Annotated in this window: 20 protein-coding genes; 8 read left to right on the top strand and 12 right to left on the bottom strand. The window is 67.8% G+C overall.

What is annotated here, in order from left to right; translation table 11 throughout:
• Nucleotides 1-10: 10 nt before the first annotated feature.
• The 7 genes from ABD743_RS06200 to ABD743_RS06170 all read right to left on the bottom strand — a co-directional run bounded on the left by ABD743_RS06200 (nt 11) and on the right by ABD743_RS06170 (nt 10,601).
• Complete coding sequence (locus ABD743_RS06200) at nt 11-1,621, bottom strand: ABC transporter substrate-binding protein (RefSeq protein ID WP_344719718.1); 1,611 nt, start codon at nt 1,619-1,621, stop codon at nt 11-13.
• Nucleotides 1,622-1,758: 137 nt separating this feature from the next.
• A complete protein-coding gene (locus tag ABD743_RS06195; RefSeq protein ID WP_344719716.1) occupies nt 1,759-3,114 on the bottom strand; it encodes a Rieske 2Fe-2S domain-containing protein in 1,356 nt (451 codons plus the stop codon).
• A 344-nt stretch (nt 3,115-3,458) separates the two neighbouring features.
• A complete protein-coding gene (locus tag ABD743_RS06190; protein WP_344719714.1) occupies nt 3,459-5,699 on the bottom strand; it encodes a molybdopterin cofactor-binding domain-containing protein in 2,241 nt (746 codons plus the stop codon).
• A 7-nt stretch (nt 5,700-5,706) separates the two neighbouring features.
• Entirely contained in the window at nt 5,707-6,690 is a 984-nt protein-coding gene (locus ABD743_RS06185; RefSeq protein ID WP_344719712.1) for an FAD binding domain-containing protein, read from the bottom strand.
• Complete coding sequence (locus ABD743_RS06180) at nt 6,687-7,211, bottom strand: 2Fe-2S iron-sulfur cluster-binding protein (protein WP_344719710.1); 525 nt, start codon at nt 7,209-7,211, stop codon at nt 6,687-6,689. The genes ABD743_RS06185 and ABD743_RS06180 overlap by 4 nt, the downstream gene beginning before the upstream one ends.
• 719 nt (nt 7,212-7,930) lie before the next feature.
• Nucleotides 7,931-8,653: a DUF6319 family protein gene (locus ABD743_RS06175; protein ID WP_344719709.1), complete on the bottom strand. Its 723-nt coding sequence runs from the start codon at nt 8,651-8,653 to the stop codon at nt 7,931-7,933.
• Nucleotides 8,654-8,780: 127 nt separating this feature from the next.
• A complete protein-coding gene (locus tag ABD743_RS06170; RefSeq protein WP_344719707.1) occupies nt 8,781-10,601 on the bottom strand; it encodes a flavin-containing monooxygenase in 1,821 nt (606 codons plus the stop codon).
• Nucleotides 10,602-10,705: 104 nt separating this feature from the next.
• Here ABD743_RS06170 and ABD743_RS06165 point away from each other — a divergent pair, with 104 nt between their 5' ends.
• From ABD743_RS06165 to ABD743_RS06155, 3 genes are all read left to right on the top strand, one after another.
• Complete coding sequence (locus ABD743_RS06165) at nt 10,706-11,335, top strand: TetR/AcrR family transcriptional regulator (protein WP_344719706.1); 630 nt, start codon at nt 10,706-10,708, stop codon at nt 11,333-11,335.
• A 372-nt stretch (nt 11,336-11,707) separates the two neighbouring features.
• A complete protein-coding gene (locus tag ABD743_RS06160) occupies nt 11,708-13,000 on the top strand; it encodes an MFS transporter (protein WP_344719704.1) in 1,293 nt (430 codons plus the stop codon).
• An 87-nt stretch (nt 13,001-13,087) separates the two neighbouring features.
• Nucleotides 13,088-13,681 (top strand): GtrA family protein, encoded by a 594-nt coding sequence (locus ABD743_RS06155; RefSeq protein WP_344719702.1) that lies wholly within the window; start codon nt 13,088-13,090, stop codon nt 13,679-13,681.
• Between the two features lie 3 nt (nt 13,682-13,684).
• On the opposite strand, the gene ABD743_RS06150 is transcribed toward ABD743_RS06155, so the two are convergent.
• From ABD743_RS06150 to ABD743_RS06135, 4 genes are all read right to left on the bottom strand, one after another.
• Nucleotides 13,685-14,608, bottom strand: a complete 924-nt coding sequence (locus tag ABD743_RS06150) for an ABC transporter substrate-binding protein (RefSeq protein ID WP_344719700.1) — start codon at nt 14,606-14,608, stop codon at nt 13,685-13,687.
• Between the two features lie 178 nt (nt 14,609-14,786).
• The gene (locus ABD743_RS06145; protein ID WP_344719698.1) at nt 14,787-15,554 is read right to left on the bottom strand and encodes an SDR family oxidoreductase; all 768 of its coding nucleotides are present in this window, start codon (nt 15,552-15,554) and stop codon (nt 14,787-14,789) included.
• A gap of 11 nt (nt 15,555-15,565) precedes the next feature.
• Complete coding sequence (locus ABD743_RS06140) at nt 15,566-16,273, bottom strand: GNAT family N-acetyltransferase (protein ID WP_344719696.1); 708 nt, start codon at nt 16,271-16,273, stop codon at nt 15,566-15,568.
• 235 nt (nt 16,274-16,508) lie between these two features.
• Entirely contained in the window at nt 16,509-17,036 is a 528-nt protein-coding gene (locus ABD743_RS06135) for a winged helix-turn-helix transcriptional regulator (RefSeq protein ID WP_344719694.1), read from the bottom strand.
• Nucleotides 17,037-17,094: 58 nt separating this feature from the next.
• On the opposite strand from ABD743_RS06135, the gene ABD743_RS06130 reads away from it, so the two are divergent.
• Nucleotides 17,095-17,799: a Crp/Fnr family transcriptional regulator gene (locus ABD743_RS06130; protein ID WP_344719693.1), complete on the top strand. Its 705-nt coding sequence runs from the start codon at nt 17,095-17,097 to the stop codon at nt 17,797-17,799.
• Here ABD743_RS06130 and ABD743_RS06125 read toward each other — a convergent pair whose 3' ends face one another.
• The gene (locus ABD743_RS06125; protein WP_344719691.1) at nt 17,800-18,825 is read right to left on the bottom strand and encodes an NADP-dependent oxidoreductase; all 1,026 of its coding nucleotides are present in this window, start codon (nt 18,823-18,825) and stop codon (nt 17,800-17,802) included.
• Nucleotides 18,826-19,196: 371 nt separating this feature from the next.
• Between ABD743_RS06125 and ABD743_RS06120 the strand changes: the two genes are divergently transcribed.
• The 4 genes from ABD743_RS06120 to asnB all read left to right on the top strand — a co-directional run bounded on the left by ABD743_RS06120 (nt 19,197) and on the right by asnB (nt 23,789).
• Nucleotides 19,197-19,961 (top strand): hypothetical protein, encoded by a 765-nt coding sequence (locus ABD743_RS06120; RefSeq protein ID WP_344719690.1) that lies wholly within the window; start codon nt 19,197-19,199, stop codon nt 19,959-19,961.
• Nucleotides 19,961-20,878, top strand: coding sequence for a haloalkane dehalogenase (locus tag ABD743_RS06115; protein WP_344719688.1), 918 nt, complete (start codon nt 19,961-19,963; stop codon nt 20,876-20,878). The genes ABD743_RS06120 and ABD743_RS06115 overlap by 1 nt, the downstream gene beginning before the upstream one ends.
• Before the next feature lie 71 nt (nt 20,879-20,949).
• Nucleotides 20,950-21,858: an NmrA family NAD(P)-binding protein gene (locus ABD743_RS06110; protein WP_344719686.1), complete on the top strand. Its 909-nt coding sequence runs from the start codon at nt 20,950-20,952 to the stop codon at nt 21,856-21,858.
• 68 nt (nt 21,859-21,926) lie between these two features.
• Complete coding sequence (gene asnB, locus ABD743_RS06105; protein WP_344719684.1) at nt 21,927-23,789, top strand: asparagine synthase (glutamine-hydrolyzing); 1,863 nt, start codon at nt 21,927-21,929, stop codon at nt 23,787-23,789.
• Nucleotides 23,790-23,850: the final 61 nt, after the last annotated feature.

The raw sequence follows: 23,850 nt of genomic DNA, 5'->3' as shown, positions 1-23,850 counted from the left end.
GCCGATCGGTTCACCGATCGAGCCAGGTGGTGGCGTACCACATGGTTCCGGCCTGGTACCGGTCCATGCCGTTGACCTCGCGACGGGTGATGGTGGAGCGATAGCTGCGGCTGAACCAGGCCACCGCGAGGTCCTGACCGGACAGCAGTTCGACCTGCTGATAGAGCTTGGTCCGCTCGGCGTCGTCCGTGGTGACCACGGCCTGGTCGAGCAGCCGATCGACCTCGGGGTTCGAGTATTTGCCGTGGTTCCCGCTGCCACCGGTGCCCAGCAGCCTGGAAACACCGGGATAGGTCGAGTTGACCTCGCCGACCCACGTCGTGAGCTGGAAATTGCCGCTCTGCGCAATGGCGGACGTGAACTGTGCGATGTCGTAGAACTGGGTCTCCATCGTGATCCCGACCGCTGCCATCTGCGCCTGGACGAACTCGGCGAACGCGACCCGGCTGTTGGTGGTGGTGAACGTGAACTCCGGGTTCCCACCCGAGGACCGGTAGTCCTCGATGAGCTGTTTGGCCCGCTCCGGATCGAACTGTGGCCACGCGTCCGTGGCCGCCTGCGTGTGGTACGGGCTGCTGTCACCGAACAAGCTTTTCGCGGGGATGAGCCGCCCGTTGTACTGACTCGCTCCGAGGGCATCGAGATTGATCGAGCGGATGATCGCTTCACGCATGCGGCGGTCGTCGAACGGGGGCTTCGTGAAGTTGTATCGCAGGAACTCCCCGCCGTCGCCGGGCCCGAAGTAGACCTCCAGGTTCGGGTCCTCGAGGCCGCGGACCAGTTCCTGGTTGTAGCCGGCGAAGATGACGTCCACATCGCCGTTGGCGATCGACGCGTACCGCGACTCCGTGTCCGGCAGCGGCCGGAACTCCAGGCCGTCGAGATGGGGCGTCCCCTGCTGCCAGTAGTCGTCGTTGCGGGCGAACACGCTCTTCGAGTCGGGAACCCATTCGACGAACCTGAACGGCCCCGCGCCCACCGGATTGCGGCCGATGTCAGCGCCGTACTTCGCGAGCGCGGCAGGCGAGACCACCATCCCCAGCGTGCCGTCCGTGAACGGCAGTGCGAAAAGGGTGGCGAACTCGCCCATCGGTTGCGCGAGCCCGAACTCCACGGTGAGTGGGTCCACCGCGCGCATGGACGTGATCAGGCTCGCGCCCGCGTGCGCCGGCGACGATGCGGTGTCGATGTGCCGTTGGACGTTGACCACCACCGCGTTCGCGTCGAAGGCAGTGCCGTCGTGGAACCGCACCCCCGCCCGCAGTCGCATGCGCCACGTCGTGCCGCCATCGCGGCTCTCCATCGATTCCGCCAGGTAGGGCTCCACCCCGCCACCGGGCGTCATCCGCATCAACGAGTCGTACACGGCGGTCGCCGCGACGTTGCCGTTGTAGACGGTCGGATCGAAGCTGGTGATCTCGCTGGTCATCCCCAGACGAAGCGTTCCGCCTCGGCGCGGTTCGCCTTCGGCCGCGAGGTCTCCCCCGTAGGGATTCACCGCCGCCAACGCAGGACGTCCGGCCGCGGCCGGCCCCTGCGCCGCGCCGCACGAGGCCGTCAGCACGGCCAACCCGCCCGCCGCGAGGACGACGAGAGCCCGCCGCCGAGGAATCGGTATCACTACGCTCCTCCTGATCGTGTGGAGGCAGCGGGCTGTCGAGCGACCCCGCCACGCTGCGGGTGGGACGACGTGCGCACCCGGGCGAGGCCGACCGGGCCGGGGACGGGCCGACGCCCGGGGACGTCGGCCGCGGGCGGTCAGGAGCCGGCGACAGGAGTGCGGTCGAGCACCCCGTTGACGTCCATCTCCCGCACCAGCGGGTCGGCATCGGTGCCGAGTACGCGCCAGTCCTCGCCGTCCTCGAGGATCTTCTCCGCCGAACGGACCTCGAAGTAGTTGTGCTCCGCCGACGTGGCGGGCGCATCACCACCGTCGGCCACGCTCTTGGCCGCGGCCATCAGCAGCCGGCGCATGCGGATGATCGCCTTGTCGGAGGTGCCCAGCCGCTCCTGGCTGCGGTCGTAGATCGGGCCCATCGACTCGGTGACCATCAGGTCCTGGCTCACGAACTCCGCCACACCGGAGAACGTGAGGTTGCGCTGTTCCTCGCGGTCGATGCCGTAGTCGTTCTCCGCCGTGTACTCGCGATGGATCACACCGTTGCCGCCGACCTCGGCCCGGGCGAGCTTGAACGGCGCCACCGAGAACAACGGCGCCCCACCCACGCCACGGGAGTTGTCGAGCGGGCGGGTGTTGAGGAGGTAGCGGTGGGTGTTGTGGTCGTCGACCGGCACGAAGATGCCGTGGCGGACGCCGAGCGGCACCGTGGCGATCACCGTGTGGTACGGGTAGCAGAACGCGCTCATCCGCACGTGTGTGTGCCCGTTGGGCGTCTCCCGGATACCGACGTACTTGAACCCGTACCAGGTGTCCTCGACCTCCAGGCGCGGCGCCCGGTCGTGGCGCCAGAACTTCCACGACATCGGGTTGGAGGGGTAGCCGGGCTTGTCGCTGCCGTCGTCGGGGATGTTGTCGACGCCGTTGAACTGGTGCAACCAGGAGATGTGGGAGGTGTCGAGGTTGCCCTCCATCGCCTGCACCCAGTTGCACGTCGAGTGCATCTTCGTGGCCTGCACGTGCTCGGGCTCGAGGCTGTCGGTGCCGAAGTCGCGGAACGGCGTCATCGTGTCGGCCGGGCCCATGTAGGTCCACACGATCCCGCCCGACTCGTGCGTCGGGTAGGCCGTGATCCTGACCTTGTCCTTGAACACGCTCGTCGGCGGCTCGCTCGGCATGTCCGTGCACGCGCCGTCGGCATCGAACTTCCAGCCGTGGTACGGACACCGCAGCCCGCACTCCTCGTTGCGTCCGAAGTAGAGCGAGGCCCCGCGGTGCGGGCAGTTCTCCTGCACCAGGCCGACCCGGCCGTTCGTGTCGCGGAACGCCACGAGGTCCTCACCGAGCAACCGCACGCGAACAGGATCACTGTCCGGCGCGGGAACCTCGCTGACCAGCAGAGCCGGCGTCCAGTAACGGCGCAACAGCTCACCCATGGGAGTGCCCGGTCCGACCCGGGTCAGTAGCTCGTTGTCCTCGGTTGACAGCATCGTCATCCCCTTTCGGTGTGGGCTACGACAAGGTCGTCCGGTCCCCGTCTCGGCGGAGGTGGCCCTCGACGCCGGCGATCATGTGGTGTACGTGGTCCGGCAGGCGCTCGTGCAGCACGACATGACCAACTCGTTCATCCCCCGCGCCTCCTGCCGGCCCTCGTGGCCCTCGGTCGCCCATGAACGGTTGACCTGAGCTAACCATGTTGTCCGAAGTGTCGTCAACGAAATTGTTAACGATCCTGGCGTCCGGATGTGCCCGCCGCCGGTCGCGCACATCGGGCGTGACGACGCCACGGTCCGATGAGGCGCGACGCCTCATCGGACCGTGCGGTGATCAACCTGCCTGGTCAGTCGCCCATGGGTGGGAGCCCGGGCAGCACCTTCTCCAGCGTGATCGGGAAGTCGCGCACCCGGACCCCGGTGGCGTTGAACACGGCGTTGGCCACCGCCGCGCCGGCCCCGCAGATACCCAGCTCTCCGATGCCCTTCGCCCCGAGGACGTTGGCCTTGTCGTCGAAGCCCTCCAGCACGACGGCGTCGACCCGGGGCACGTCGGCGTGGACCGGCATCAGGTACTGCGCCAGGTCACGGTTGACGAACCCGCCGGCCCGCATGTCGACCACGGCTTCCTCGTCGAGGGCCGCGCTCACGCCCCAGATCATGCCGCCGACCAGCTGCGAGCGCGCCGTCTTCGCATTCAGCACGCGGCCGGCCGAGAACACGCCCAGCATTCGCCGCAGCCGAATCTCGGCGGTGTCGACGTCGACAGCCACCTCAGCGAAATGGGCCCCGTAGGAGTGCAGCGCGTAGTCCCGATAGTTCGGGTCTTCCGTCATGGCGAGGGTTTCGCCCTCCGCCTCCACGCCCTCGGGATAATTCCGCGCCACGATCTCGTCCAGCGCCTCGGACGCACCGTTGATACTCACGCTGCCGCCGGAGAACACCGCGCCGGCCTGATCCGAGCCGTGCAGTGGCGACCGCGCGTCGCCGCCCGCCGTGGCCAGCAGCTTCTCGCGCAGACCGACACAGGCCCGATGGACGGCTGTGCTCGAGTTGGCAGCGCCCCACGACCCACCGGACCCCATGCTGACCGGGAACTCGGAGCGTCCGAGCTCCACCCGCACCCGCTCGGGAGGCAGCCCGAGCCCGTCGGCGGCCACCTGGGTCAGGATCGTGTAGGTCCCCGTGCCGATGTCGGTCATGTCGGACCGGACGACCGCGGTGCCGTCCGGTTCCACGCGCACCACCACCTTCGTCGGTGCCTGCAGGTGTCCCCGGATCGCCGCAGCCATGCCGTACCCGATCAACCACCGTCCCTCCCGCAGGCTTGCGGGCCGAACGGGACGGCGCTCCCAGCCGAACCGGCGGGCGCCCTCACGCAGGCACTCGACCATCTTCCGGTCGCTGAAGGGCACGCCGCGCTCGGGATCGACGGTGGGCTCGTTGCGGATCCGGAGCTCGACCGGATCGATCTCGAGCGCGTGAGCCAGCTCGTCCATCGCCGATTCCACCGCGAGCAGGCCCGGTGCCTCCCCCGGTGCGCGGACGTCTTCCCCTCGCGGCAGATCCAGCGGTGTCAACCGATGACTCGTCAACCGATTCGGTGCGGCGTAGAGGCTGCGCGTGACGGTGCCCGTCGGCTCGATGAACTCCGCGTGGCGGTTCGTGTGCATGGTGACCTCGTGGGCGATCGCGACCAGCCGCCCGTCGCGGTCAGCGCCCAGTCGCACCCGTTGACTCGATGTGGGTCGCACGCCGGTCATCTGGAAGATCTGCTGCCGGGCCATCGCGACCTTCACCGGCCGACCCAGAGCACGTGCGGCGAACACCGCCAGGATCGTCTCGAAATGAATCCGCAGCTTGGACCCGAACCCCCCGCCGACGTACGGGGCTATGACGTGAATTCGTTCCGGATCGATCTGGAGCGTGGCGGCGATCGAGGCACGAGCCGCGTCGACGATCTGCGTGCTGGTGTAGACCATCAGGTCCTCGCCGTGCGGCACCACCAGTGATGCCTGCGGCTCCATCGGCTGAGAGAGCTCGAACGGCGTCGTGTAGCGCTCGTCGATTCTGACCGCGGCGCTGTCGAACCCGGCATGGAGATCGCCCACGGCGGTGTCGGTCGGGATCATGCCGTAGATCAGCCCGGTCGGCGCGTAGGTCTCGTCCTGCCCGGCGCCGAAGTCGTAGGAGCCCGGCTCGCCGGCGTAGTCGACATCGATCAGGTTGGCCGCCGCTCGTGCCTGTTCGAAGGTCGTGGCGACGACCAGGGCCACCGGCTCCCCGAAATGGTGAACGTCGACACCGCTCAGTGCCGGAAAGGCCCGCCAGTATTCGAAGGGAATGGACAGGTCGGGGGTGCCCTGCGCCGGAGCGTCGTGATGAGTCATGACCATGTGCACGCCCGGTGCCCGCTCGGCCCGGGCGGTGTCGATCCGGGTGATGTGCCCGGCGCCGACCGTCGCGCCGACGATGAAGCCGTAGAGCGGTTCGCAGCCGTCGACCCAGTGCTCGTAGGCGTAGGTGGCCTTGCCGGAGACCTTCAACGGCCCGTCGACGCGGTTGAGTGCCTGCCCGATCATCGTCATCGCCGTCTCAGCTCCCCTCGGCGAGCTGCGCCAAGGTGCGGCACAACGTCCGCCGGGCCAGCTCGATCTTGAAGTCGTTGTGACCCCGCCCCACGGCCCCCCGCATCGCCGCGTCCGCCGCTGCGCGATAGGTCGCCATCGTGGCCGGACGCCCGACCAGCACCGCCTCCGCTTCGGTCGACCGCCACGGTTTGTGCGCCACACCGCCGAACGCCACCCGCGCCCCGCTGATCGTCCCCTGATCCGTGGCGACGATCGCCGCCACCGAGACCAGCGCGAACTCGTACGACGCCCGATCCCGCACCTTGCGATAGAACTGCCGACCAGCCGGAGCGGGCGGCAGAACCACCGCCGTGATCATCTCTGCGTGCCGCACCACCGTTTCGACATGCGGCGTGTCCCCCGGCAACCGATGAAACTCACCGATCGCCACCCGGCGCTGCGCACCATCCGCATCGAGCAGTTCGATCTCGGCATCGAGCACGGTCATCGCTACCGCCATGTCCGAGGGATGGGTAGCGATACACGCGTCACTCGCACCGAGAATCGCGTGGATTCGATTGAAACCACCGATCGCGGAGCACCCCGACCCCGGATCCCGCTTGTTGCACGGCGCCGCCGTGTCGTAGAAGTAGGGACACCGCGTGCGCTGCAACAAATTGCCCCCGACCGAGGCCTTGTTCCGCAACTGACCCGACGCACCGGCCACCAACGCCTGCGTCAACACCGGATACCGGGTGCGGACCCGCGAATCCCCGGCAGTATCGGAGTTCGCTGCCTGCGCACCGATCCGCAACCCCCCATCCGGCAACTCCTCGATCTCCCGCAACGGCAATCGGCTGATATCCACCAGATGGCGCGGCCGCTCGATCTCGAGCTTCATCAGATCCAGCAGATTCGTGCCCCCACTGATGAACTTCGCTCCGGGCCGGCCTGCCGCGACGACCGCACCGTGCGCGTCCACCACTCGCTCATAGGTGAAAGACCTCATCGCTGGTCTCCTTCCGAAACCAGGCGGATTGCCGCGACGATGTTCGGGTACGCGGCGCAGCGGCAGATGTTGCCGCTCATTCGTTCGCGGATCTCCTCACCGGTGGCCGCGATCTCGGACGCCGATACGTCCGCCGTGACATGGCTCGGCCAGCCCTCCTCGACCTCGGCGAGCATGCCCACCGCCGAACAGATCTGGCCCGGCGTGCAGTAGCCGCACTGGAAGCCGTCGCACTCGACGAACGCGGCCTGCATCGGGTGCAGGTCACCGGGCTCCCCCAGGCCTTCGATCGTCGTGACCTCGTCGTCCTCGTGCATCACGGCGAGCGTCAGGCACGAGTTGATCCGCCGGCCGTTCACCAACACGGTGCATGCGCCGCACTGCCCGTGGTCGCACCCCTTCTTGGTGCCGCTCAGCTGTAGATGCTCGCGCAGCGCATCCAGCAACGACGTCCGCGTATCCACCTCCAGGCGCTGCGCACGGCCGTTGATCCTCAGCGTGATGGACGCGATCTGAGGCATCTCGTGCTCGCCCGATCCGACAGCGGTGGATGTGCCACCACTCGACTCGGAGGACGAGGCCCCTTGGAGACGCGTTGCTGACTCGCTGTTCACAGTCCCTCCTCATCCTGACCGTGCGGTCACACGATCAGCGTTCGTCGAGATCGGTGGAACGGGCGACACGGTTGAGGTCGCGGCTACGCAGCGATTCGCCTACGGCGACATCTGACCGTCGCCCGCCTTTTTGATTGTTGCCACAGCTTGATTGTTGACACAGCGCGCGGGTGATGCTACAGCAATTCGAACGCATGGTTTCGGCGCGTCACGCGACGTCTAAATGATCACCTGTGATCATATCGAGATACAGAAATCCGGCCGAAACGATCACGCCAACACCAGGAACAGAGGCTCGTCACCATCGACGCGGGGTCGGCGGCCGCCGCGTCGGGTCACGGTGCGCGCGGACCACTCAGCCCTCGATCAAACCGCCCGTACGACGCACGGCACACTCATCAACTTCCACCCCTCCCGCGGCCCCGCGCATACAGCAGAAGCTTAGCGATGGACGGGCGCGCCACAATAGAGGAATTGACGACCGGCTCCCGATCCCCCGCAAGGCGGTATCGAATACGCGATCATGAGCCGAACGGACTAATATCACAGATTCGACGCAATCCGGGCACCCGCGAGATCGCCATGCGACCGCACCGGGACTCCCGGAGGTGCCCCGTTGCCCTCGGTCAGCTGATCAGCTCGTGCAACGCCCGCTGAGCAGCCTCGAGCTCGGCACTCAGGCGCTCCACCCGTTCGAGCTGCCGCTGCCGCGCAGCCTCCAGCGACGCGTCGATCGCCTCAGCCACCACGGAGGGCAACGCCCTGGCGGCCTTGGCCACGTCACCCGGCTGCACCGGAGTGGGCCGAACAGTGCGCTTCTTACCGATCATGACCTCGACGGTCCACTCCCCCTCGGCTGTGGCGTTGAGGGTGACCGTGACCTCTGCGGGACGCCCGGCCGAACGGCTGCCCGTGGAACGCGGACGATCGGGCGCCTTGACCGGCGCCGGCGCGGGCGGCGGCGCCTTCAGGGGCGCGGGCGGCGGCGCAGGCGTCCACTCCGGCTCGGGCTCGGGCCGCGGCTTCTCCGGCGCCGATGCCTGAGGTGCCTCTTCCGACGGCATGACCGACTCGGGAGCCCGCTCGGCAGGCCGTTGGACCTTCTTGCGCGCCGGTCGTGTTCTCGTGAGCTCGCTCGGCGAGCAGAACATCGTGTCGCGCGAGCCCGCGGGTTTGACCTGGATGAAGTCGCCCTCGGCGACCTCGTCGATCGAGATCACCTTGGCCGAGCCGTTGGCCGGTACACCGACCGCGGCTGGTGTGAACCACACCGTGAGCGGCCTCCCGGCCGCCAACTCCTGACGCGCTTCCGCCAGGTCCTGCTCCGACAGCGGATTCGCTGCGACCATCGTCCGTAACTCCCCTTGCCTCAACTGCGGTGCATTCTGCACAGGGGTACCGACAGAACCGGTGGCGGCATCGTCGATCCACTCGGAGCCGGTCTCAACCGGCTCGATCAGGCCGTAGCGGGCGGGCCTACCGGAACTCGAGACCCTCGAAGGTGCCGCTGGTGCGCCACCCGTCGAGGTACTGGAAGTAGGCGCTGGGCCCTGCCGGATAGCCGACGTTCAGCAGCGCCCGGCGGCCCGGATCCTGACCCTCGTTGTTGTAGTAGCCCGGAGTGCAGTCAGGGGACCGCCGCATCCGCCCCGGCCCGGTCAGCAGGAGCGCGATCCACCGGTCCTCGGCCTCCTGGCCGACCTCGATCTCGTCGGCGCCGCTGTCCAGGGCGTGCTTGATGGTGGTCGCGATCGTCCGGGCCGACTCCGTGAGGTTGTGCGGGACGTTGGAGAGCAGGTTCGCGCCCTGGGTCGGCTGCACGAAGAACGCGTTCGGGAAGCCGCGGACGTGGATGCCGTGCAGCGAGCGCATCCCGTCGGCCCAGTGCTCGGACAGCGTGACGCCGTCGCGTCCGATCGGGTCGTAGCCCGCCCGCCGCGTGTAGGCGGTGCCGACCTCGAAGCCGGAGGCGTAGATGATGCAGTCGACCTGGTACTCGGTGCCCGCCACCACCACCCCGTGCTCGGTGATCCGCTCCACGCCCTTGCCGTCGGTGTCGACCAGATGCGTGCCGGGCACGTTGTAGGCCTGCAGGTACTCGTCGTGGAAGCAGGGCCGCTTGCACAGTTGGCGGTACCAGGCCTTGAGGTGCTCGGCGGTGGCCCGGTCCTCGACGATCGCATCGACGCGGGCCCGGATCTCCTCCATCTTCTCGTGGTCGGAGTCCTCGAAGGCGGCCAGCATCGTCATCGGGGTGCGTTCCTCGGCCGGGAGCGTCATGACTTTCGCCCGCACCCGCCTGGCGATCTCGGTCCAGCCGTCCATCACCAGGTCCTCGGCAGCCACGCCGCCGGTCTGGTTGGCCGTGAAGTTCTCCAGCCAGCGTCGCTGCCAGCCCGGCGTGGCGATCCCGGCGAACCACTCGGGGTCGATCGGATGGTTGCCGCGGACGTCAACCGACGACGGGGTGCGCTGGAACACGAACAGCTCGCGGCACGACCTGGCCAGATGCGGCACGCACTGCACGGCCGTGGCGCCGGTGCCGATGATGGCCACCCGCTTGTCGGCCAGCCTGTCCATCGGTGCGCCCGACGGGTCACCGCCGGTGTAGTCGTAGTCCCAGCGGCTGGTGTGGAACGAGTGCCCCGCGAACGCGTCGATACCCGGAATGCCCGGCAGCTTCGGGACATGCAGCGGCCCGATTCCCATGGCCACGAATCGGGCGGTGAAATGATCCCCCCGATTGGTGCTGATGACCCAGCGGGAGCGCTGCGCGTCCCACTGCAGGCCGGTCACCTCGGTGTGGAACAGCGCGTCCTCGTACAGCCCGAAGTGCTTTCCGATGCGCTGGCAGTGTTCGAGGATCTCCGGCGCGTGCGCGTACTTCTCGGTCGGCATGTGACCGGTCTCTTCGAGCAACGGCATGTAGACCATCGAGGCCGTGTCGCACTGCGCACCCGGGTACCGGTTCCAGTACCAGGTACCGCCGAAGTCGCCGCCCTTCTCGATGATCCGGACGTCGTCGACGCCTGCTTCCTTGAGCCGCGCCCCGGTGACCAGACCGCCGAACCCACCGCCGATGAACACGACCGTGCAGTCGTCGGTCTTCGGTTCGCGTTCGGTCCGCGGGGTGTAGGGGTCCTCGAGGTAGTGGGCGAACCGTCCGGTGAGGCGCTGGTACTGATCGTTGCCGTCGGGCCGCAGCCGCTTGTCGCGCTCCTCTAGGTACTTCCGGCGCAACGCCGTCTTGTCGATGACAGTGCCGTCCGGCCTGGTCAGCGGCCCGGTGACGCTCATGCACCCCTCCGGAGGTGACGTGCGGAGAGACGAGCGTCCCTCTCTGGTGCCAGCATGTCACTCGTCAGTGACAGGGTTCAAGGCAGGCCCGGTACCATCCCGGCGTGACCCACGACGCCGGCAGCGCCATCTCGCTCGCCGACGAACAGCGCGACCTCGCCCGCTCCCGGATCCTGCGGGCCGCTCGTACCGTGCTCGCCGAACGCGGTCTCGCCGCCACCGTCGACGACGTCGCTGCGGCGGCCGGCGTCAGCAGGCGCACGGTGTTCCGCCACTTCGCCACGCGCGACGGTCTCCTCGTGGCCGCCATCAGGGACGGCGTGCGCCGCTACGCGCTGCAGATCCCGCCTCCCCCCGAGGACGACGACCTGCGGGCCTGGCTGGTCGACCTGCTGACCGTCACCCATCGGCTGAACGCCCGCAACGGCCGCATCTACTGGGAGCTGGCCGTGCTCACTCCCGACGACCTGTCGGCCGAGCTGGCCGAGGCGGCGGTGGAGCGGCGAGCCAGCCGCAAGCGGTTCGCGACGAGCGTGACGTCACGCATCTGGCAGGCCCGCGGCGGACTCGGCGAGCCGCCTCCGTGGCTCGTCGACGCCGTCGCGGTGCACCTGTCGGGATTCAGCACGCAGTCCCTGGCCGGCGATTTCGGGCGTACCCCGGAGGAGGTCGCTGTCGTGTCGGCGCACGTCATCGAAGCCTCGCTGGCCGCAGCCCTGGCGGCATTGCGCTGATTCGGCTGCTCGGCCCGTTCGATCCCATACCGTAGGACCGCGCGCGCCCAACGGGTCGATTCGGGTGCAACGAAACGGCGTTTTGCGTATTCCGTGACGGTTTCCGGGCGACTCCGGCAGGCACTCCCCGCCGGCAACGGGGCGCACGCCACATGCACATATCACCACAATATGGCGCCGATCCGCCGGCTCCGTCATCATGGCCGGAAGTCTTCACCGGCGTGCCGCCGGTAGCATTCGTCGACGTCAGCGCAAGCGCCGGCGCAGGACCGATTCGGTCCCCACCGAAAAACCCACAACACGTCAAGGCGGCGAAATCGTGCACCAGCAGCGACCGCTCACGCGGCCCGGCCATCTCGGAGGAGTGTGTTGATGACCAGCGCCACCGTCGACGCCCCGTCACAAAGCAGAATCGCGGTCGCCAGCTTCATCGGCACGGCGATCGAGTTCTACGATTTTTACATCTACGGCACCGCCGCCGCGCTCGTGTTCGGCACCCTCTTCTTCCCCTCGTTCTCCGCGACGGCCGGCACCCTCGCCGCGCTGGCCACGTTCGCGGTGGGCTTCATCGCCCGCCCGCTGGGCGCGATCCTGTTCGGCCACTTCGGCGACCGGCTCGGCCGCAAACGGATGCTGATCACCTCATTGCTGGTCATGGGCATCTCCACGGTCCTGATCGGCTGCGTGCCCTCGTTCGCCGCGATCGGGGTGGCCGCCCCGATTCTGCTCGCGGTGCTGCGTTTCCTGCAGGGCATCGGGCTGGGCGGAGAGTGGGGCGGGGCCGTCCTACTGGCCACCGAGTACGCCCCCGCCGGCAAGCGCGGGCTCTACTCGGCATACCCCCAGCTCGGCCCGGCCATCGGATTCGCGCTGGGCAACTTCTTGTACCTGGTGCTGAGCGCGAGCATGAGCCCTGAGTCGTTCACGTCCTGGGGCTGGCGTATTCCGTTCTGGGCATCGGCAGTGCTGCTGGTGGTGGGCTTCTACATCCGCATGCGGATCGCGGAGACCCCGGTGTTCCGCGCGGCGGTGGTGCAGGCCCACCAGCAAGCCCGGGTGCCGTTCCTCGAGCTGCTGCGGCGCCAACCGGTGGTGCTCATCCTCGCCACGCTGTCGTTCATCCTGGCGTTTACGATGTTCTACACGATCACCACCTTCTGTCTGACCTACGCCACCACCCAGCTGCACGTCGACAAGACCACGATGCTGACCGAGGCAATCGTGGCGTCACTGTTGATGGGTGCGGCGACGCTGTGGTTCGCCGCGGTCTCCGATCGCGTGGGCCGACGCAAGCTGTGCATCACCGCGGCGGTGCTCTCCGGGATCTGGGCCTTCCCGCTCTTCTGGCTGATCCAGACCCGGCAGCCGATACTGATCGGGATCGCGATGACGGTCGGGCTGGTGTGCTTCGCACTGCTGTACGGCCCGATGGGCGCCTACTTCCCGGAGCTGTTCCGCGTGCGCTACCGCTACTCCGGCTCCTCCTTCGCCTACAGCGCCGCCGGAATCATCGGTGGAGGCATCAGCCCGCTGATCGCCACCGACGTGCTCGCCCGCACCCACGCGACGACGGGGGTGTCCTGGTATCTGATCGGGATCGCCGTGCTGTGTCTGGTCTGTCTGTTGTTCATGGCCGAGACCCGCACCGCTGACTTCACCGAGTAGGTCCCCCGTCGTGTATTCCGAGAAGTTCACCCCTGGTCCATACCGCATTTCCGCTTCACACAGGGATCGCGCACTACCAAGGGCCACATGACGACCACCCACCGCCGGAGACGCCGTCGCCGGGGCGAACCCCGGGCCCGCCCAGAGGCGCCTGCTCAGGGCGTACCAGCGCAGCCCGGCGTCGCCGCCGGTGATGGTGGGGCCGAAACCGGCGACTCCGGGATCGCGCTCCGGTTCGCGCGGATGTGCGCCACCGTCGCAGCCGTTCTCCCCTTCGGTCTGTCGCGGGTGGTCGACCCCACCTTCATCGGATTTGCCCTGATCAACGGCTTCACCTTCGGCGTGGACCTCTTGCTCCTGACCGCGATGCACGGCGGGCTCGGCTGGCCGATCGAGGTGTCGATAGCCCTCGGGTACGCGGCGGCATTCGGTCTCGGCTTCGTGCTCAACCGCACCCTGAACTTCCGGTCCCACGCCCCGGCCGGTCGCCAGGTTCTGCTCTATGTACTTGTGGTCGCGTTCAACTTCGGAGTGATCCTGCTCGGCGTCGGGGCGGGGCTCGCGGCCCTGGGAGTGGAGTACCACCTCGCGCGCATCGCAGCGGGGGTCTGCGAGGGGGTCTTCATGTACTGCGCCATGCGTTGGGTCGTGTTCCGCAGGCAGGCCAACGCCCCGGCGTGACCCTCAGCCGAGCCCGCTCTGCGCCAGCCAGCCCTTGGCCACCACCGCGGGATCAGGCTTGTCCGGGGCGGCCAGCCGACGATTCAGGTCGATCAGCGACTGCGTGGTCAACTTCGCCGACACCGCGTTGAGCTCCTGCTTCACCGCGTCCGTCACCTTCGAGGAGTTGATCAACGGCACCACGTTCTGCGCGGCGAAGTTGTTCTTCGGATCAGCCAAGGCCACCAGGCCATCGGACTCCACCGACGGATCCGTCGTGAACACATCGGCGGCCTGCACCGTGCCCCCCGTCAACGCCGACAACGTCAACGGCCCACCGGCGTCCAACGCCCTGTACGAATGGAACGAGCACCCGTAGTTCTTCTGCAACCCAGGAATACCGTCCGAACGCGTCTGAAACTCGGACGAACCGCCGAACGCCAGCTCACCACAGTGCGGCGCGAGGTCCGCGATCGACGTCACGTGCAGGCGCTGCGCCAGATCTCGGCTCACCACCACCGAGTCCTTGTCCTGCGCCTCCGACTCGTCCAGCACCGTCAACGGCGCAGGCACCGCCTTCACCAACGCCGCATACACGTCCCCCGCCGCCGTCTGCGGCGCAGAACGATCCAGATACTGCAACAGATTGCCGCTGTACTCCGGAATCAGGTCGATCGACCCGTCCTCCAGCGCCGGGATGTAGGTCTCCCGGCTGCCCAGGTTCAGATGCCGCTCGACCCTCACCCCCTTCGCCTCCAGCGCCTGCGCGTAGATCTCCGCCACCAGTGTGCTCTCGGTGAAATTCGCCGACCCGATCCGGATCGTGTCGCCCGGTGTCGCGGACGCGCCGCCTGCTCCGTTGCCCAGTGGGTCCGCTCCGCCACCGCAGGCGGCCAAGGTCAATGCCGCGACCGCGGTGGCGGCGAGCGTGGCCAGAACGCGTCTCATGAGTCAACTCCAGTCATCACACAGGCCCAGCCGACAGTTCTCATCGCGTGTTCCGTGCAGCCGCTGCCACAATTATGCCGCCCCGGGTGCAGGCAGCGTAAAGTTGTCGCGAATTGTGGGATGACGTGGAAAATACTCCCGAAACAGCAGGAATGCAGTCATTGCTGCACGAAGGTGGCTACCAGTCGAGCTCGGCCAGCATGAACGGTTCGCTCTCGGGCGCCTCCTTGCGGGCCTTCAGCGCTCGTTCGGCGGGGGCGCCGGCAGGCACACGCAACGGAGGCTCGGCCCGCTCGATCGTGTCGGCTACGACGGCGGCGACTTCTTCGACGGTGATGACCTCGCCGCGTAGGGCGCCGAGTTGGTGATACAGCGGGAGGTAGGGATCGTCGTCCGCGAAAAGCACCTTTGCCTGCTCGGCGCCGTTGGTGGACACCGCTCCGGGTTGCACGATGCTCACCTTGATGCCGAAATGGCCCGTTTCGATGGCCAAGCCCTCAGCGATCGCCTCCAGCGCCCACTTGCTGGACCCGTAGGAGCCGATGATCGGCAACACCAGTCGTCCTTGGATGCTGGAGACGAAGACGAGGCGGCCCGATCCCCGTTTCCGCATCGCCGGGAGAACGCCCTGCGCGACTCGGAGCGCCCCCAGGGTGTTGAGCTGGTAGAGCCGCTCGACCTCCGCGAGCGGAACGCTCTCCAGCGGCGCGCGGAGCGTCGCACCCGCGTTACTGACGAGCACGTCGATCTCGCCGGCGTCCTTGATGGCCTGATCGACGCTGTCCTGATCGGTGACGTCGAGGCGCAGGCGCTGGTCCACGGGGAGGTCGGCCAGGGTCTCCGGTCGGCGGGCGGTGGCGATCACCCGATGGCCGCGGCTCGCCAGTTCGACGGCGATGGCTCGGCCGATTCCTTTGGACGCGCCGGTGATGAGCACGGACGGCATGGTGATTCTCCTCAATGCACGACGGGCGGGCGGGTCAGGACGATATTTTCCGTGCGAAGGCGAAGTCGGAATCCCAGCGACTCGTACAGCCGGATGGCGTTCGTATTGGACGTGAGCACGTGCAGGAATGACGTCTCGCCGCGGTCGCGGATGCCGGCTGCGACAGCCAGTAGCAGACGTGTCCCCAGCCTCTGCCCTCGCCATCCCGGATCGGTGCAGACCCCGCTGATTTCCGTCCAACCCGGCGGGTGGAGGCGTTCACCGGCCATTGCCACCAGACGACCGTTCCGGCGGATTCCCAGGTAGGTCCCCATCTCGATCGTGCGTGGCAGGAACGGCCCGGGCTTGGTGCGTTCTGCCAATTCCAGCATCTCCGGAACGTCCGCCTGGTCGAGGCGGACGGCCTCCTCCTCCGGCGCGGCGGCGATCCCGTCGTCGACGAATTGCAGCAGGGGGACGCGCATCACGACCTCCCAGCCGTCCGGCGGCTCGATCGCAGGTCCGCTCAGGGTGACCCGGGTATCGGGACCGGCGAGTGCTGCGATGTCCGCCCAGTCGGCGTCGTCAGGGCACTGCGGCAGCGCCATGAACGGTGACATGTCGACCGGGTAGCGCAGCGCGTTGCCACGTCGCTGCGCGAGGTGGGCATGCGGTCCGATCAACGCCGAGTAGATCGAATTGTCCAACGGGTGTGACGGCAAAGCGCTGTCCTCACTCATGTCTTCAGCGCGAGCTGGCTTTCACAGTCATAGTTAGTACTCTATGCGACCTGGATTGCCCAGAGAACAGACAGGTTGGTGATGTGGATGACACGACGCGGTCGGCTCAAGGCGAACGCCAGAAGCTCAGAGATACGAGACCGCATTGCGCTGCACCAGGACGGATCCGGAGTGAGCACTGGAGGCGCAATGGGATGCCGACGACTTCGGGTGGCGCGATGCGTTTCCGGCTTCGTCAGCCGCGCGGGGTCGTGAGCGGTTCGAGAAGCCGCCTCGGAGTGTTGAGAATGGCAGACACGCGATCAGGATCAGAGTCGCTCGGCGTGAAACCGGGGCCGGGTTCGATGCGGATCTCCGGGACCGGGATGACCGAACCACACTGCCGACAGCGCCCCTCGTCGTCGAGCAGGCCGCCGTCGTGGTCATGGCGCAGGGCACGCTTCATGCCGGCCGGGGAGTAGAAAGCGTCGCCCCAGCTCATCAGGGAGCGCACGACCGGCCACAGGGCGATGCCCTTGTCGGTCAGCCGATACTCGACACCGCCGGCCGTGTCGTCGCGGGTGAGCACGCCCTCCTGTACCAGGGCCTTCAATCGGCTGGTCAGGACGGCGCGGGGGATCCCGAGCTGGGTGGCGAAGTCGCCGAACCGGCGCACCCCGTAGAACGCGTCGCGGACGATGAGGAGCGTCCACCGCTCTCCCACGACCTCCAACGCTCGTGCCAGCGAACAGTTGCGGTCCGCATAGGTGCTGGGTAGTGCCATGAATCCGATCCTACCTCGTTAGTTCACTCACTGAACCACTGCGTGCTACCGTCGGTCAGTGACCAACCAACGTGGGTCGCTGGAGGCGTGGCGACACAGCCATCTTGCCGAGCTTCCGGACGCCGTCCGGTCGACGATGCTCGCGGAAGCCTTCGTTGACACGGTCCCGGCGGGGAACCTCATCGGCGATACCGAGCGCCCAACTCTCGGCCTGATCCACTCCGGTCTCACCCGCGTCGTGCTCAGTGGGCCCGACGGGCGGACGGCCACGGTGCGGTACGCGGGCGCCGGCCAGATTCTCGGGCTGACATCGGTGATCGCCAACGGATGCCCGTGGTTGGGCTATGCGATCACCGAATGTGAGATCACGTTCCTCAACCCGGAGACTCTCCGTCGCTTCGGCCAGACCGACGCGAGGGTCGCGTGGTCGTTGGCCAGGCAGACGGCCAGGGTGTGTTACGAGTCCATCGACACGCTGGGCGCCAACGTGTTCGGCACGATCGATCAGCGCGTGAGCCGGCACCTGTTGGAGTTGGCCGTCCGGCAACCGGAGGGGCTGGTCGTGCTGGCCGGCCAGCACGAGCTCGCGCAGTCCGTCGGATCGGTGCGAGAGGTGGTCGCACGATCCCTCCGTGCGCTGCGCGAGCGCGGTGCGCTGCGCCGGTTGCCGAAGGGCGGCCTGCTGATCGTCAGACCCGAGGTGCTCGAAGGCATCGCCGGCGGCCAGGACAGTTCGAGGACGCCGGCGGATCATCAGCGGTGATCAGTCACTGCCCAGCCTGATCAGCACCTTTCCGTTGTTGCTGCCACTCAGCAGCACCTGGATCCCCTCCGGCGCGGCCTTCAGCCCGTCGAGGATGTGTTCCTGGCAGCGCAGTTCACCCCGCCGGACCCTGGGCAGGAGGTCGGCCTCGATCTCGGCGAACCGGTCCTTGTGGTCCATGTAGATGAAGCCCTCCATCCGCACCCTGTTGGGCAGCAGGTGGAACCAGTTGTACAGCGGGACCGGGCCGCGGCTTTTGTCGTAGCGGGACACCGCACCGCACAGGACGACCCGGGCGTTCACGGCCATGTGGGGAAGCAACGCGTCGAGGATCGCCCCGCCGACATTGTCGAACAGGACATCGACCCGATCAGGGGCCAGCTCCGCGATGGCCGCGGCGACGTCCTGCTCCCTGTAGTTCACGCACCCGACCGCGCCCAGCTCACGCACGAACGCGCACTTCTGCGGGGTGCCGGCGACCCCGACCACGCGGGCACCGGCGGCCACCGCGAGCTGCACCGCGATGGAGCCGACGGCGCCGGCCGCAGCGGTGACGACCACCGTCTCGTCCGGCTCGGGCTGCCCGATGTCGTGCAGGCCGAGCCATGCCGTCTGACCGGAGATGCCCAGCACGTGCAGCGCGGCTTGCAGCGGCACGCCGTCCGGCACCTTGCTCAGGGTCGAGCCGTGGACCACCGCGTCCTCCTGCCAGCCCACCAGCCCTGACACCCGATCGCCGACGGCGAAGTCCTTGTGCCGCGACCCGGTGACGATGCCGGAGCCGAGTGCGCGCATCGCCCCTCCCAGCGGTGACGGCGGCAGGTAGTTGCGCACGTCGTTCATCCAGCCGCGGGTCGCGACGTCCAGCGACAACCACTCGACCTTCACCAGCACCTGACCGTCCTCGATCGGAGGCACCGGCGCGTCGTCCTCGTAGCGCAACACCCCGTCCTCGATCGGCCCGGTCGTCGTAGCGGGCCGGGCGGCGAGGACGTAGCGCCGGGTGCGCGTCAGGTTCGTCGACATATGGCTTTCCTCAGAGCTCCTCACATTCTTCGCGTGGCGCGGTTGTCAACGCCCGGCGCAGTCTCCGCCCCTACGGGAGAGACCGCAGTGACTTTGGTAGTACGGGCCCACGTAATTGCCCGAAAGAGACATTCACACCATTCCGCCAGCTGGTTCACTCACTGAACCATGCCGTGCTACGCTCGGGCTAGTTCACTGATTGAACCAACCTGGTACGCCCCGGCGTTGCCGCAACCAGATCTTGTCTGCGAGGTAGCGCCGGCATCACATCAAGCTTGAGGAGACTCTGCGATGGCTCATGCGGGGAAACGTCATCGGCGACAATGCTGCCGCCCGGTCCGAGTAGTCCGACAGGCCGAGGAGCCGGCTTCGTGAGCGAGGCGCAGGAAACCGGACTGCTGGATCTGGTGCTGGAAGCGCACGGCGGACGCGAGCAGTGGAGCAGGGCCACGACGGTTCGCGCCCGGCTCCACATGGTCGGTCCGACCTGGACGGCGCTCGGCCAGGCGAAGACATTCGCCGGAGTGGACGTCGCGGTCGAGGTGCATGAGCAACGCACGGTGTTCACCGGTTTCACCGGCCCCGGAATACGCGGGGTGTACACGCCCGACCGTGTCGCCATCGAGGACGAGGGCGGCGCCGTCCTGCGGGAGCGCCACGCGCCGCGGGAGTCCTTCCCGGTCCGGGGTGACGACACCCGTTGGGATTCGCTGCACGCCTTGTACTTCGGCGGTTACGGCATGTGGAACTACCTCACCACCCCGTACCTGCTGACGGTGTCCGGCGTCCGGACCGAGGAACTGGAGCCGTGGCAGGCGGACGGCGATCGGTGGCGGCGGCTCCGGGTGACCTTTCCCCCGCACATCGCCACCCACAGCACCGAGCAGGTTTTCTCCTACGACGAATCGGGACTGCTGCGCAGGCTCGACTACGCGCCCTACGTGATGGGCAGCCGGCAGGCCGTCCACCGCACCGAAGCGCACCGAACCGCGTCCGGCCTGGTGTTCCCGACGCACCGTTACGTACTGCCCGTCGAAGACGGCCGCACGGGACCCGAGCCGGTCATCATCGTCGACTTCAGCGACATCACCGTCGAATTCTCCCAGGAACCGCAGTCGTCCCGAGGAGAGCAATGATGAACACGCGTCCCTACGCCGAGAAGAAGTTCGCCGAGATCAACGGGCTACGGATGGCCTACCTCGACGAGGGTGAGGGCGATCCGATCGTTTTTCAGCACGGCAACCCGACCTCGGCCTACCTGTGGCGGAACGTCATGCCACATCTGAAGGGGCTCGGACGGCTGATCGCCTGCGATCTCGCCGGGATGGGCGACTCGGACAAACTGGTGCCCTCCGGTCCGGATCGCTACTCCTATCAGGAGCAGCGGGAATACCTGTTCGCGCTGTGGGACCGTATCGGCATTGGCGAGAATGCCGTGTTCGTCGTGCACGACTGGGGTTCGGCGCTCGGCTTCGACTGGGCGTTCCAGCATCAGGACCGGGTGGCCGGGATCGCCTACATGGAAGCCATCGTGGCCCCCATGAGATGGGACGACTGGCGGGACGACCCGCGGCGGACATTCCAGGGTTTCCGCTCCCCAGCCGGTGAATCGATGGTGCTCGCCGACAACCTGTTCGTCGAGGAGGTGTTGCCGACGGCGGTCCTCCGGGACCTGAGCGAGGAGGAGATGGCGGTCTACCGCGCGCCCTACCTCACCCCGGGCGAGAGCCGCCGACCCACGCTGAGCTGGCCGCGCCAACTCCCGATCGAGGGCGAACCCGCAGAGGTCGTGCGGATCGTCGAGGAATACGGCCGGTGGCTGGCCACGTCCACGGTGCCCAAACTGTTCATCAACGCAGAACCTGGCGCGATCCTGATCCGCAGCCAGCGCGAGTTCTGCCGAACCTGGGCCAACCAGACCGAAGTGACAGTGCCAGGCGTGCACTTCGTCCAGGAGGACAGTCCGGATCTGATCGGTGCCGCGGTCGCCGATTTCGTCCGCGGCATCCGCAGCACCGGACCGACCGACGGACCGGGCATTCAGGCCCGTTAGCCCGATGAGGAGCACCCCGAGGCGCAGCTCGCCCGTGGATCTCAACCGGTAGTTCGATGAGAGGTGTTCAGATGACCGACGATGACAGGCTGTTCCTGGTAACCGGCGCGACCGGCAGGACCGGAGGCGGCGCGATCAAACTGCTGCTCGAGCGCGGTCACCGCGCCCGGGCGATGGTGCATCGGGAGGACGAACGCTCCCGCGCGCTGGCCGAGGCCGGCGCCGAGATCGTCGTGGCCGACCTGCACGACCTCAACGGCGTGACCACCGCCCTGCAAGGCGTCACCGGCGCCTACTTCTGCCACCCGATCCTTCCGGGCCTGGTGGAGTCGACCGTCATCTTCGCCCAGGCGGCGACCGAGGCCGGCGTTCGGTCCGTTGTCAACATGTCCCAGATCTCCGCCCGCCGCGAGGCGGGCAGCAACGCCGCCCGGCAACACTGGCTGTGCGAGCGCCTGCTGGACCGGACCACCCTGCTCACCGCCCATGTGCGGCCGACGTTCTTCGCCGAGTGGCTCACGTTGTGGTGGGAGAAGCGGGATGGTGAGGGTTACCTCCGGCTCCCGTTCGGCGAGGGCCGGCACGCCCCGATCGCCGCAGCCGACCAGTCCCGCGTGATCGCCGCGCTGCTGCTCGACCCCGAGCCGCACGACCGCGCGGTCTACACCCTGCACGGTCCGGTCGAGCAGAACCACCACGACATCGCCAAGGCCATGTCCGGCGTGCTCGGCCATCCGGTGCACTACGAGCCGATCAGTGTCGAGGAGTTCGCCAGGGCGATGCTCGAGCGCGGGCTGGACGAGCATCTCGTCCAGCACCTGAGCAACGTCGCCGTCGACTACCAGAACGGCGTGTTCGCCGGCACGAACGACGTCGTCGAGAAGGTTGGGGGGCGCCCCCCGCTGTCGGTCGAACAATTCGTCGCCGAGAATCGCTCCTCCTTCGAGACCAGCGGGCCCAACTTCGTTCCCGGCTCCTGATTCCGATCATTATCGGTCTCTACCTGATCGGCGTCTGCTTATCACTACTACGTTAGGAGCGACTGCGTATGTGCGGCATATGTGGATGGGTGTCCTTCGATCGCGATCTGGGCGCGCCGGACGCTCGTCGAGAGCTGGCCGGGATGACCGCGACGATGGCCTGCCGGGGCCCGGATGACGAGGGCATGTGGGTCGACGGGCCGGTGGGATTGGGGCATCGGCGGTTGGCGGTCATCGACATCGAGGGTGGCCGGCAGCCGATGACGCTGACCGAGGACGGGCGCACCGCGCTGGCGTTGGTCTACAGCGGCGAGGCCTACAACTACCGCGAACTCCGGGAGCGCCTGGCCGCAGCGGGCCGGCGCTTCGAGACGAGCAGTGACACCGAGGTGGTGGTGCAGGCGCATCGGGAGTGGGGCCGACGCGACCCGCGTGATGCGGTACGGGAGCTGAACGGGATGTTCGCCTACGCGCTGTGGGACGCCGCGGCGCGGGAGTTGATCCTCGTGCGCGACCGGTTGGGGATCAAACCGCTGTATTACTACCCCACCGAGCACGGGGTGCTGTTCGGCTCCGAGCCGAAGGCGATCCTGGCCAACACCGGCGCCGAGCGCGTGATGGATCTCGACGGGTTGCGGCGCACACTCGGGTTCGTCGCCGACCCGCACAACGCGGTGTTCCGCGGAATGCGCGAGGTGCCGCCCGGCTTCGTCGTGCGCGTGAGTCGCGACGGCATTCAGGAGCTGCGCTACTGGCAGCTCGCCGATACCGGGCACACCGACGACGTGCCGACCACCGTGCGGCACGTACGCGAACTGCTCGACGACACGATCCAGCGGCAGCTGATCTCCGATGTGCCGCTGTGCACGTTGCTGTCGGGCGGGCTGGACTCTTCGGCCCTGACCGCGCTGGCCGCGCGCTTCAGCCCGGAACGCATCCGCTCGTTCGCGGTGGATTTCGTGGGCTACACCGACAATTTCAAGCCCGGCGCGGGGCGTGGCACACCGGATGCCCCGTACGTGCAGGATGTGGCGAAGTTCGTCGGCACCGACCACACCGACATCACGCTGTCCACCAGCGAGCTCGCCGACCCGGACGTGCGGGCGGCGGTGCGCCACGCGCGCGATGTTCCGATCACCATGGGCGACATCGACAGCTCGCTGTATCTGCTGTCCCGGGCGATCAGGCAGCGCTCGACGGTGGCGCTGTCAGGCGAGTCGGCCGACGAGGTCTTCGGCGGCTACCCGATGTTCCACGACCCCGCCTACGTCAAGGCCGACACCTTCCCCTGGCTCGGCGGCGTCGCAGTGCGCACGGAGACGACCCAGCGGCTGCTCGACCCGGGACTGGTCGGCAAGCTCGACCTCGCCGGCTACATCGACGACCTGTACCGCACGGCGCTGGCCGAGGTACCCGAGCTGACCGGTCCGGCCGCGGACGATCCGCACGAGCGGCGGATGCGGGAGATCTGTCACCTGTTCCTGACCCGGTTCCTGCCCAACCTGCTCGACCGCAAGGACCGGATGAGCATGGCCGTGGGGCTGGAGGTGCGGGTGCCCTTCTGCGATCACCGGCTCGTCGAGTACGTGTTCGGCACGCCGTGGGCCCACAAGACCTTCGACGGGCGCGAGAAGAGCCTGCTGCGGGCCGCCACCGCCGATGTACTGCCCCAGTCGGTCGTGCAGCGGGTCAAGAGCCCGTACCCGTCCACGCAGGACCCCGGCTACGACCAGATGCTGCACGACGGCTTCGCCGCGCTGCTGATGAAGCGCGACTCGGCGGTAGCGCCGCTGCTGGACGCCCATGCAGCCGAGTCGGCGCTCACCGCGCCTCCGACGGACGCGGTGTTCGGCGGCATCAGGCTCGCGCTGGAACAGATCCTGACGCTCGAGTCCTTCCTGAGCGAGTACGGCGTGACCGTCTCCATCTGAGCGGGCAATCGAAGGCCCATGGGAAGCTCGGCATCTGGCTTCCCATGGGCCTGACTCGCTA

The organism is Pseudonocardia yunnanensis, from assembly GCF_039534065.1.
Classification (GTDB): domain Bacteria; phylum Actinomycetota; class Actinomycetes; order Mycobacteriales; family Pseudonocardiaceae; genus Pseudonocardia; species Pseudonocardia yunnanensis.
Note: the sequence above shows the minus strand (reverse complement) of the source record. Positions and strands in the feature narration are given on the sequence as shown.

Coding starts and splice junctions, on each gene's coding strand:
- ABD743_RS06175 (WP_344719709.1), bottom strand. CDS start 8,653: ATGGTCGCAGCGAATCCGCTGTCGGAGCAGGACCTGGCGGAAGCGCGT.
- ABD743_RS06170 (WP_344719707.1), bottom strand. CDS start 10,601: ATGAGCGTCACCGGGCCGCTGACCAGGCCGGACGGCACTGTCATCGAC.
- ABD743_RS06135 (WP_344719694.1), bottom strand. CDS start 17,036: ATGGCACTACCCAGCACCTATGCGGACCGCAACTGTTCGCTGGCACGA.
- ABD743_RS06190 (WP_344719714.1), bottom strand. CDS start 5,699: ATGACGATGATCGGGCAGGCACTCAACCGCGTCGACGGGCCGTTGAAG.
- asnB (WP_344719684.1), top strand. CDS start 21,927: ATGTGCGGCATATGTGGATGGGTGTCCTTCGATCGCGATCTGGGCGCG.
- ABD743_RS06155 (WP_344719702.1), top strand. CDS start 13,088: ATGACGACCACCCACCGCCGGAGACGCCGTCGCCGGGGCGAACCCCGG.
- ABD743_RS06115 (WP_344719688.1), top strand. CDS start 19,961: ATGAACACGCGTCCCTACGCCGAGAAGAAGTTCGCCGAGATCAACGGG.
- ABD743_RS06140 (WP_344719696.1), bottom strand. CDS start 16,273: ATGAGTGAGGACAGCGCTTTGCCGTCACACCCGTTGGACAATTCGATC.
- ABD743_RS06195 (WP_344719716.1), bottom strand. CDS start 3,114: ATGACGATGCTGTCAACCGAGGACAACGAGCTACTGACCCGGGTCGGA.
- ABD743_RS06185 (WP_344719712.1), bottom strand. CDS start 6,690: ATGAGGTCTTTCACCTATGAGCGAGTGGTGGACGCGCACGGTGCGGTC.
- ABD743_RS06110 (WP_344719686.1), top strand. CDS start 20,950: ATGACCGACGATGACAGGCTGTTCCTGGTAACCGGCGCGACCGGCAGG.
- ABD743_RS06125 (WP_344719691.1), bottom strand. CDS start 18,825: ATGTCGACGAACCTGACGCGCACCCGGCGCTACGTCCTCGCCGCCCGG.
- ABD743_RS06180 (WP_344719710.1), bottom strand. CDS start 7,211: ATGCCTCAGATCGCGTCCATCACGCTGAGGATCAACGGCCGTGCGCAG.
- ABD743_RS06145 (WP_344719698.1), bottom strand. CDS start 15,554: ATGCCGTCCGTGCTCATCACCGGCGCGTCCAAAGGAATCGGCCGAGCC.
- ABD743_RS06150 (WP_344719700.1), bottom strand. CDS start 14,608: ATGAGACGCGTTCTGGCCACGCTCGCCGCCACCGCGGTCGCGGCATTG.
- ABD743_RS06160 (WP_344719704.1), top strand. CDS start 11,708: ATGACCAGCGCCACCGTCGACGCCCCGTCACAAAGCAGAATCGCGGTC.